8 protein-coding genes are annotated in these 7775 nt (G+C 71.8%); 2 read left to right on the forward strand and 6 right to left on the reverse strand.

Going from position 1 to position 7775, the window contains the following annotated elements; all coding sequences use genetic code 11:
• Window positions 1-22: 22 nt before the first annotated feature.
• The 6 genes from CSR00_RS22185 to CSR00_RS22210 form a co-directional block, all read right to left on the reverse strand.
• Window positions 23-1018: a phosphotransferase family protein gene (locus CSR00_RS22185; RefSeq protein ID WP_099024596.1), complete on the reverse strand. Its 996-nt coding sequence runs from the start codon at window positions 1016-1018 to the stop codon at window positions 23-25.
• Window positions 1019-1106: 88 nt separating this feature from the next.
• The gene (locus CSR00_RS22190) at window positions 1107-2396 is read right to left on the reverse strand and encodes a threonine/serine exporter family protein (RefSeq protein ID WP_099024585.1); all 1290 of its coding nucleotides are present in this window, start codon (window positions 2394-2396) and stop codon (window positions 1107-1109) included.
• A complete protein-coding gene (locus CSR00_RS22195; protein WP_099024586.1) occupies window positions 2348-3724 on the reverse strand; it encodes a threonine/serine exporter family protein in 1377 nt (458 codons plus the stop codon). Before CSR00_RS22195 ends, CSR00_RS22190 begins: the two co-directional genes overlap by 49 nt.
• A 69-nt stretch (window positions 3725-3793) precedes the next feature.
• Complete coding sequence (locus tag CSR00_RS22200; protein ID WP_099024587.1) at window positions 3794-4156, reverse strand: DUF1622 domain-containing protein; 363 nt, start codon at window positions 4154-4156, stop codon at window positions 3794-3796.
• A gap of 29 nt (window positions 4157-4185) precedes the next feature.
• Entirely contained in the window at window positions 4186-4941 is a 756-nt protein-coding gene (locus tag CSR00_RS22205) for an alpha/beta fold hydrolase (protein ID WP_099024588.1), read from the reverse strand.
• 31 nt (window positions 4942-4972) lie between these two features.
• Window positions 4973-5227, reverse strand: a complete 255-nt coding sequence (locus CSR00_RS22210) for a hypothetical protein (RefSeq protein WP_099024589.1) — start codon at window positions 5225-5227, stop codon at window positions 4973-4975.
• Between the two features lie 162 nt (window positions 5228-5389).
• Between CSR00_RS22210 and CSR00_RS22215 the strand changes: the two genes are divergently transcribed.
• Window positions 5390-6094: a response regulator transcription factor gene (locus tag CSR00_RS22215; protein WP_176562192.1), complete on the forward strand. Its 705-nt coding sequence runs from the start codon at window positions 5390-5392 to the stop codon at window positions 6092-6094.
• An 86-nt stretch (window positions 6095-6180) separates the two neighbouring features.
• Complete coding sequence (locus tag CSR00_RS22220) at window positions 6181-7695, forward strand: sensor histidine kinase (RefSeq protein ID WP_099024597.1); 1515 nt, start codon at window positions 6181-6183, stop codon at window positions 7693-7695.
• Window positions 7696-7775: the final 80 nt, after the last annotated feature.

A 7775-nucleotide genomic window follows, 5' to 3' on the forward strand; every position in this document is an offset into this window, starting at 1 on the left:
AACACGGGAGCCGGGGGATGGGTCACTGGGCGTCGATCAGCCGGGTGGCCCGGCGGAACAGTTGCAGGGTGGCCTCGTGCAGGTGGTCGCCGGTCTCCCGGGGCGCCAGCCCCGCGCAGGCCCGCGCGTGGGTGCCCTCGAGGATGATGCCGAGCTTGAAGCAGGCCAGCACCGTGTACCAGGGCAGCGCGTCGAGGTCGCGGGTGGTGTTCTGCGCGTAGCGGTCGACGAGATCGCCCGGCTGGCACAGACCGCCGGCCTCGCTGAGCGCGTGTCCGAGGACGTCGCGGCCCTCGTCGTCGCGCCAGGTGGCCAGCAGCCAGCCGAGGTCCAGCAGCGGGTCGCCGATGGTGCACATCTCCCAGTCCACGATGGCGACCACCTCGGGGCCGGTGCGGGAGAACATGACGTTGGCGACGTGATAGTCGCCGTGCATGATGCCCGGCTTCCACGCGGTGGGGGTGCGCTCGGCCAGCCAGCCGGCGACGTCGTCGAGGCCGGGGATCTGCGGTCCCGGATAGTCGTCGAAGCCGGAGTAGGAGTCCAGTTCCGAGCGCCACCGCGGCACCTGCCGCTCCAGGAAGCCCTCGGGTTTGCCGAAGTCGGCGAGCCCGACGGCGACGTGGTCGACGGCGCCGAGCCGGGCCAGCGCGTCGGCCATCGACAGGCCCATCTCGAAACGGATGGCGGGATCACCGGCGTGCAGGGCGGGCAGTTCGGAGCCCGCGTTGAAACCGTCGATGGGCTCCATGAGGTAGAACACCGCGTCCCCGAGCACCGAGGTGTCCTCGCAGACGGCGATCAGCCTCGGATGGGGAACGTCGCTGCCGGCCAGCGCGGCCAGCACCCGGGTCTCACGCAGGATGACCTTGTTGCTGACCGGACGCAGATGCTCGGGCCCGCGCCGGAACACGTAGGGACGCCCGGAACGGACGAACTTGCGCAGGATGTTCTGGGTTCCGCCGCTGATCTCGGAGACGTCCTCCAGTGGGCCCTCGCCCAGGCCCTGGCCGGACATCCACGCCGCGACGTTGTCGAGGTCGTCCACGCCGGTGAACCTACCAGTCGGTTGGTCGGTCAGGGGCCGGCGGTCGCGGGGAGGCCCGTCACCGGTGTTGCACGATCCGGCGCAGCGGTGTGAACACGCTCCAGCCGATCAGGGTCCCCAACGCGATCGAGAAGACGGCCGCCACGGTGACCTCCAACTCGGCCAGATCGGAGCTGCCGGCCGCGGCCGCCTCGGTCAGCGTCTCGAAGCTCAGCGCCCCCGGCACCAGCGACCAGAACGCGGCGATCAGCAGCACGAACGGCGGCGGGGCGCCGCGCAGCCGGGTGGCCAGCAACGTGAACGGCACCGTCAGGAACGCCCCCAGCGCCCCGGAATGCCCGGGGGACAGGAACGTCCCGCCCAGCTTCTGGCCCAGCAGGGCCACCGCGACCGCCGCGGCCAGCCAGGGCAGCGAACCGCGCGGCGCCGACAGGTAGAAGTACAGACCCACGCTGACCACGAGGATGGCGACATAGAACGACCACCCACCCATCTGCGCCGACGGGTGGTGCGGCGATCCGCGACCGGCGATCGCGGCCCCGATCGCCACCCCGAAGACCAGCAACATCAGCTGCACCACCGCGTACACCAGCCGGGTGGCGCCGGCCATGGTGGCCCCGCTGGCCAGTTCCATCGAGGCCACGGTCAGCGAGATACCCGGCAGCAGCGCCACCAGCGCCGGGGCGATGATCAGCAGCAGGCCCTCGTCGGCCACGCCGGCGAAGAACCAGGTGGCCAGGATCGTCACCACGGCCGCGGACAGGGGCGGTATCACCGCGGCCAGCGAGTGGATGCGCCCGACGAACACGACGATCAGCCCGACCACCGCCCCGAGCCCGACGTAGCCCGGCAGGTCCGCCCAGGTGGGGTTGATCATCACCCCGAAGCCCAGGGTGGTCAGCACGTAGCCGAACAACGTCAGCACGGGCCCGAACCGCGGCGTGACGGCGCGCGCGGCGACCACCTCGGCCAGGGCGTCGGCGGGGGTGATCGCGCCCACGGTGGCCAGCACCGCGATCCTGTCGACCCGCTCGGCGACGTTGAGCTGGGCGGTTCCGTGCGTCGACACCGCAACCTCGTGGGCGTGGCTGCCGAGCTGGATGATCAGCGTGGTCGGGAAGGCCACCACCCGCACCTCGCGGGTGGTGTACTGCGCGGCGATCTGCTGCAACCGTGCCCGCACCATCTGGGTCGGCGTCTGCATCTCGACCATGGCGATGCCCAGCTCGCGCAGCATCGCCGCCACCTCGGCCTCGTCGTAGTCACCCGGACGTCCGAGCGGATCGGGGTGGACCTTCTTCAGCGATCCCCAGGCATGCTCGGCGCGGCCCCGCCAACCGGTAGGCATGACTGGTGATTGTGCCCGGCGTTCTCCTCCGGTGGCGGGCGGTCGGCGCGGAAACTGGTGAACACGCTCCACCCGATGAGGGTGCCCAGCGCGATGGAGAAGATCGCGGTGACGGCCATGGTCACGATCTGCACGCTGCTGTGCCCGCCCGCGGCGGCCTCGCCCAGCGACTCGAAGCTCAACGCGTTGGGGACCAGCGACCAGAACGCCGCCAACATCAACACGATGGCCGGCGGCGCCGTCCGCAGCCGGGAGGCCAGCGTCGCGAACGGCACCACCAGGAAGGCGCCGACGGCACCGGCGTGGGCGGGCGCCAGGAACAGTCCGCCGACCCGCTGCCCGATCAACGCCACCGCGACCGCGGCCCCCAGCCACATCAGCGAGCCGCGGGGCGCCGACAGATGCAGGTAGAGCCCGGCGGCGATCACCGCGATCGCCAGAGAGAACGACCACGCGCCCAGCGCCGCCGGCCCGGCGTGGGGGTGCAGGGCCGGCAGCCCGGGCAGCCGGACGTGCAGGCCCAGGCTGACGCCGAAGCCGATCAGCATCAGCTGCACCACCCCGTAGACCAGGCGGCTGGCCCCGGCGATCACCGAGGAGTCGGCCAGTTCCATGGCCCCCAGCGTCAGCGGTATCCCGGGCAGGATCGCCTCCAGCGCGGGCGCGATGTGCCGCAGCAGTGCCTCATGCCCACTGCCGGGGGCCAGCCGGCAGGCCAGCACCGTGGCGGTGGCCGCCGCCAGCGTCGGCAGCACCGGCGTCAACGGCGGGAACGGGCGGTCCAGCAGCAACACGGCGCCCACCGCGGTGCCCAGCACCAGGTACACCCCGAGCAGATACCAGCTGGGATCCCCGAGCATCCCCAGCCCGGCCGCGGTGATCGCGAACCCCAGCACCGTGGTCAGTGGGCCGAACCGCGGCCGCATGCGGCGGGCGGCCGCCAGCTCGGCGATCGCGTCGTTCGGGGTGATCGCACCGGCCTCGGCGAGCTCGGCGATTCCGGCGATCCGGCCGGCGACGTCGAGCCGGGTGGTCCCGTACCGGGACGTGTCGACCTCGTAGCCGACGGTGCCGACCTGGATGAACAGCATCCGCGGCAACACCACGATGCGGACGTCGGCGCTGGTGTAACGGGCCGCGATGTGGGTGAGCTGGGCGGCCACCATCTGGGTCGGCTGCTCCACCTCCACCAGCGCGATACCGAGCTGGCGCAGCATGGCCGCCACTTCGCCGGGGTGGTAGCGGTCCAGGGCTGCCCCCGGTGCCGGCGTCTGTTTGCGCAGCCACCGCAGCGCCCCCGGCATCCGGTGCACGTGTGCTTGGCTCATGTCCGCGGATTGTCACCGCGCAACCTGGGATGTTGGTGGGAACGCCGGCCGGTGCCGACCCGGCGGTGCCTATCCGCCGGCCGCGGCCCGCGCGTCGAGGCGCTTCTGCCACGGCCACCGGCCGGTGATCTCCAACTCCAGCGAGAAACTCAGGAAGGTCCGGATCGCGACGATGCCGGCCAGCACCGCCACGCTCCGGAGATCGGGAGACACGGCCACGGTGCGGATGATGTCGGCGGCCACCAGGAACTCCAGGCCCAGCAGGATGGCGCGCCCGAGCTGCTGGCGGAAGACGCGGTAGGCGTCGCCGGACCTGTTGAGCAGCCGCCCGCCCGCGGAGCCGGCGGCGACGACGGCGCCCGCGGCGATGACGACCACGCCGACGACGTCGATGACCTTGCCGGCTTGCTCGACGAGCTCCATGGTGTCCATGGCAGGCAGGCTAGGTCGTCACGGGACGCTCAGCCCACCGACTTCCAGAACGCGCTCAGTGCGGCGGCCGCGGACTGCGGGTCCTCCAGCATCCACCAGTGGCCCAGGCCCTCGAACACCTCGGTGCGGGCGCCGGCCCGCTCGGCGGCGCGGCGGCGCATCTCCTCGGTGCCCACGAACGTGTCGGCGGTGGCCAGGATGGACAGGCCCGGGCGGACCGCGGCGCGCTCGAGGCCCTCGGCCATCTGGGCCAGGACCGGTTCGGGCGCCGAGCGGTACAGCGCCAGGATCGCCTTGCCCATGGCCGGGCTCTGCGCCATCGCCACCTCGGCGGCGACGTCCTCGGGCATCCCCAATGCGATCAGTGTGGCCGCCCGGTCGGGCAGCGCGGCACCGATGATCGCCTCGATGGCGGCCTCGCCCTCGCCGGGTTTGCGCCACAGCTGCGCCATGTCGTGCCAGACGTAGTCGGGGTCGAGGATCCCCAGCACGTCGGAGACCCAGCTGCGCACCAGTTCGGGCCGGTGCATCACCACGTTGAGCACGTGGCCGCCGCCCCAGTCGTGCCCGACGAGGTCGACCGGTTCGCTGAACCGGGACAGCTCGCGCGCCAACCAGTCCCGGTAGGCGAGGTGGTCGGCGGCGAAGTCGTCGGGCAACGGGGCGCCGAACCCCGGGGGGGACAGGCGAACCACGTCGGCGGCGGTCTCGCGGTCGAGGGCGTCGACGAGCGGCCCCCAGATCGCGTCGGATTCCGGATTGCCGTGAACCAGGACGACTGTCATGGTCCCTATCCTGACACGGGCCCCTCGACGCTCAGCGAGCCGAGACGACCTTCGCGGTATCGCCGGGGCCGCCGGGCCCGGGAACCCCCGGTGGCGGTCCGCCCCAGCCGCCCGGCCCGGACTGACCCGTCCCGGAACCGGCGGCGTGGATGACGGCGGCACCGAAGACGCCCAACAGTCCCGCGATCGCGAGCGCGGCCGCCCCGGTCCTCCTCGCCGACCGGGATGGCGGTGCGGTCTGCGGCGCGCCGCCGCTGTGTTCGGTGGGGGTGTCGGCGGTGGTCATGGCCCCACCGTGGCGGCCGAACCTGAGCGTGAACTGTGAATCCGCGCTGTGGACGGTATGGCCGACACGTTCACAGCCGCCGCATAGGATTGCCACAGGATCGGCTCATCGGGATCGGGGAACCTAAGGCCCATGATGACTGGAGCTGCCGAACGAATCGTGATGCGCCGTGCCGACGGCAATCCGATCAGTGTGCTGGTCGTCGACGACGAAGCCGTGCTGGCCGAGATGCTGTCGATGGCGCTGCGGTATGAGGGCTGGGACATCGCCACCGCGGCCGACGGGGCCTCGGCGGTCGCCGCGGCCAGGACCGCGCGACCGGACGCCGTGGTGCTCGATGTGATGCTGCCCGACATGAGCGGTCTCGACGTCCTGCGCCGGCTGCGCGAACAGATCCCGCATCTTCCGGTGCTGCTGCTGACCGCCAAGGACGCCGTCGAGGACCGCATCGCGGGCCTGACCGCCGGCGGCGACGACTACGTCACCAAGCCGTTCAGCATCGAGGAGGTGGTGCTGCGGCTGCGGGCGCTGTTGCGCCGCACCGGCGTTGCCACCGACGACAACGGGGCGCAGATCGTCGTCGGCGACCTGGTGCTCGACGAGGACAGCCACGAGGTGACCCGCGCCGGCGACCCGGTCGTGCTGACCTCCACCGAGTTCGAGCTGCTGCGGTTCATGATGCGCAACCCGAAACGGGTGTTGTCCAAGGCGCAGATTCTGGATCGGGTGTGGAGCTACGACTTCGGCGGTCGGTCCAACATCGTCGAGCTGTACATCTCCTACCTGCGCAAGAAGATCGACAGTGGTCGATCCCCGATGATCCACACCCTGCGCGGGGCCGGCTATGTCCTCAAACCGGCCGCCTGAGGAACCCGGTGAGCGCCGATAACGGGTCGGTGCACCCACTGCGCTCTCCGTCCACTTGGTCGCTGCGCTCTCCGTCCCTCTGGTCGCTGCGCTCCCCGTCCCTCTGGTCGCTGCGCTCCCGTCTCCTCGTGGGGCAGGTCATCCTGTTGGCGCTCGTCTGTATCGGTATCGGCGCGGCGACCGAACTGGCCCTGCGCCAGTACCTGGTCCACCAGCTCGACATGCAGCTCATGGACACCTCGCACCGCTCGGCGATGCTCGACCGCATGCCGCCGCCCCCGCCGCCGATGCGTGCCCCCGGCCCCGGGCCCGACTTCCTGGACGCACCCGGACAGCCGGTCGGCCTGGCGGCCCTGGTGGTGCACCGCGACGGCCGCGCCGAGGCAGGGATTCTGACGACGCTGGGCGAAAGATCCCCACTCGACCCGCGGACGGTCTCCCAGCTGGCCTCGGTGCGCCCGATGTCGGGGACGAGCAGCGTGGAGCTGGCCGGCCTCGGGAGCTACCGGGTGATGGCCGCGGTCAACCGGCACGGCGACCTCATCGTGGTCGGGCTGCCGCTGTCCGAGGTCAACGCCACCATGCTGCGGGTGCTGCTGATCTTCGTGATCGTGGCCGCGGTGGCGCTGGTGGTGGCCAGCACACTGGGGATTCTCATCACCCGGCGTGCCCTGGCCCCGCTGACCCGGGTGGCCGCCACCGCCCGCGAGGTCGCCAACCTGCCGCTGGACCGCGGCGAGGTGGCGCTGCCGGTCCGGGTACCCGAACGCGACGCCAACCCCAATACCGAAGTCGGACAGATGGGTTCGGCGCTGAACCGGATGCTCGACCACATCGCCACGGCGCTCTCGACGCGGCAGGCCAGCGAGACCCGGGTCCGCCAGTTCGTCGCCGACGCCAGCCACGAGTTGCGCACCCCGCTGACCGCCATCCGCGGCTACACCGAGCTCGCCCGCCGGTACCGCGACGACGTGCCCCCCGAGGTGGCCCACGCGATGGGCCGGGTGGCCTCCGAATCCGAACGGATGACCAACCTGGTCGAAGACCTGCTGCTGCTGGCGCGGCTGGACTCCGGCCGCCCGCTGGACCGGGAGCGGGTCGACCTGTCCCAGCTGGCGGTCGACGCGATGGCCGATGCGCATGTGGCCGGGCCCGACCACGAATGGAATCTCGACCTGCCCGAAGAGCCGGTGGTGGTGACGGGGGATCCGGCGCGGCTGCACCAGGTGCTGACCAATCTGCTGGCCAACGCCCGGGTGCACACCGCGCCGGGTACCACGGTCACGCTGTCGCTGTCCGCCGTTTCCGGCTCGGTGGTGCTGCGGGTCGCCGACAACGGCCCGGGGATACCGGCCGGTCTGCGGTCGGAGGTGTTCGAGCGGTTCGCCCGCGGAGACTCGTCGCGCTCACGCAGCGGCGGCAGCACCGGTCTCGGGCTGGCGATCGTCGCCGCCGTGGTCAAGGCGCACCACGGAACCATCGAGGTGCACAGTGTCACAGCGAGCGCCGACGTCCCGGGGAGCACCGAATTCGTGGTGACCCTGCCGGCTTCCGGGGCGCCGCCATCCGCACAGCCATCCGCACAGCCACCGCATAGCTGACGCCCATCCCCGGTTCACGCTGTGCGGCCAGGCTGGCGGCGTGACCGTCACCGAGGCCGCCCCAGAGCCCGCCCCAGAGC

The organism is Mycolicibacterium palauense, assembly GCF_002592005.1.
Taxonomy (GTDB): domain Bacteria; phylum Actinomycetota; class Actinomycetes; order Mycobacteriales; family Mycobacteriaceae; genus Mycobacterium; species Mycobacterium palauense.

What these genes read in the sequence shown, in the direction of transcription:
- CSR00_RS22185 (WP_099024596.1), bottom strand. Translation starts at nt 1,018, where the DNA reads ATGTCCGGCCAGGGCCTGGGCGAGGGCCCACTGGAGGACGTCTCCGAG.
- CSR00_RS22190 (WP_099024585.1), bottom strand. Translation starts at nt 2,396, where the DNA reads ATGCCTACCGGTTGGCGGGGCCGCGCCGAGCATGCCTGGGGATCGCTG.
- CSR00_RS22195 (WP_099024586.1), bottom strand. Translation starts at nt 3,724, where the DNA reads ATGAGCCAAGCACACGTGCACCGGATGCCGGGGGCGCTGCGGTGGCTG.
- CSR00_RS22200 (WP_099024587.1), bottom strand. Translation starts at nt 4,156, where the DNA reads ATGGACACCATGGAGCTCGTCGAGCAAGCCGGCAAGGTCATCGACGTC.
- CSR00_RS22205 (WP_099024588.1), bottom strand. Translation starts at nt 4,941, where the DNA reads ATGACAGTCGTCCTGGTTCACGGCAATCCGGAATCCGACGCGATCTGG.
- CSR00_RS22210 (WP_099024589.1), bottom strand. Translation starts at nt 5,227, where the DNA reads ATGACCACCGCCGACACCCCCACCGAACACAGCGGCGGCGCGCCGCAG.
- CSR00_RS22215 (WP_176562192.1), top strand. Translation starts at nt 5,390, where the DNA reads ATGCGCCGTGCCGACGGCAATCCGATCAGTGTGCTGGTCGTCGACGAC.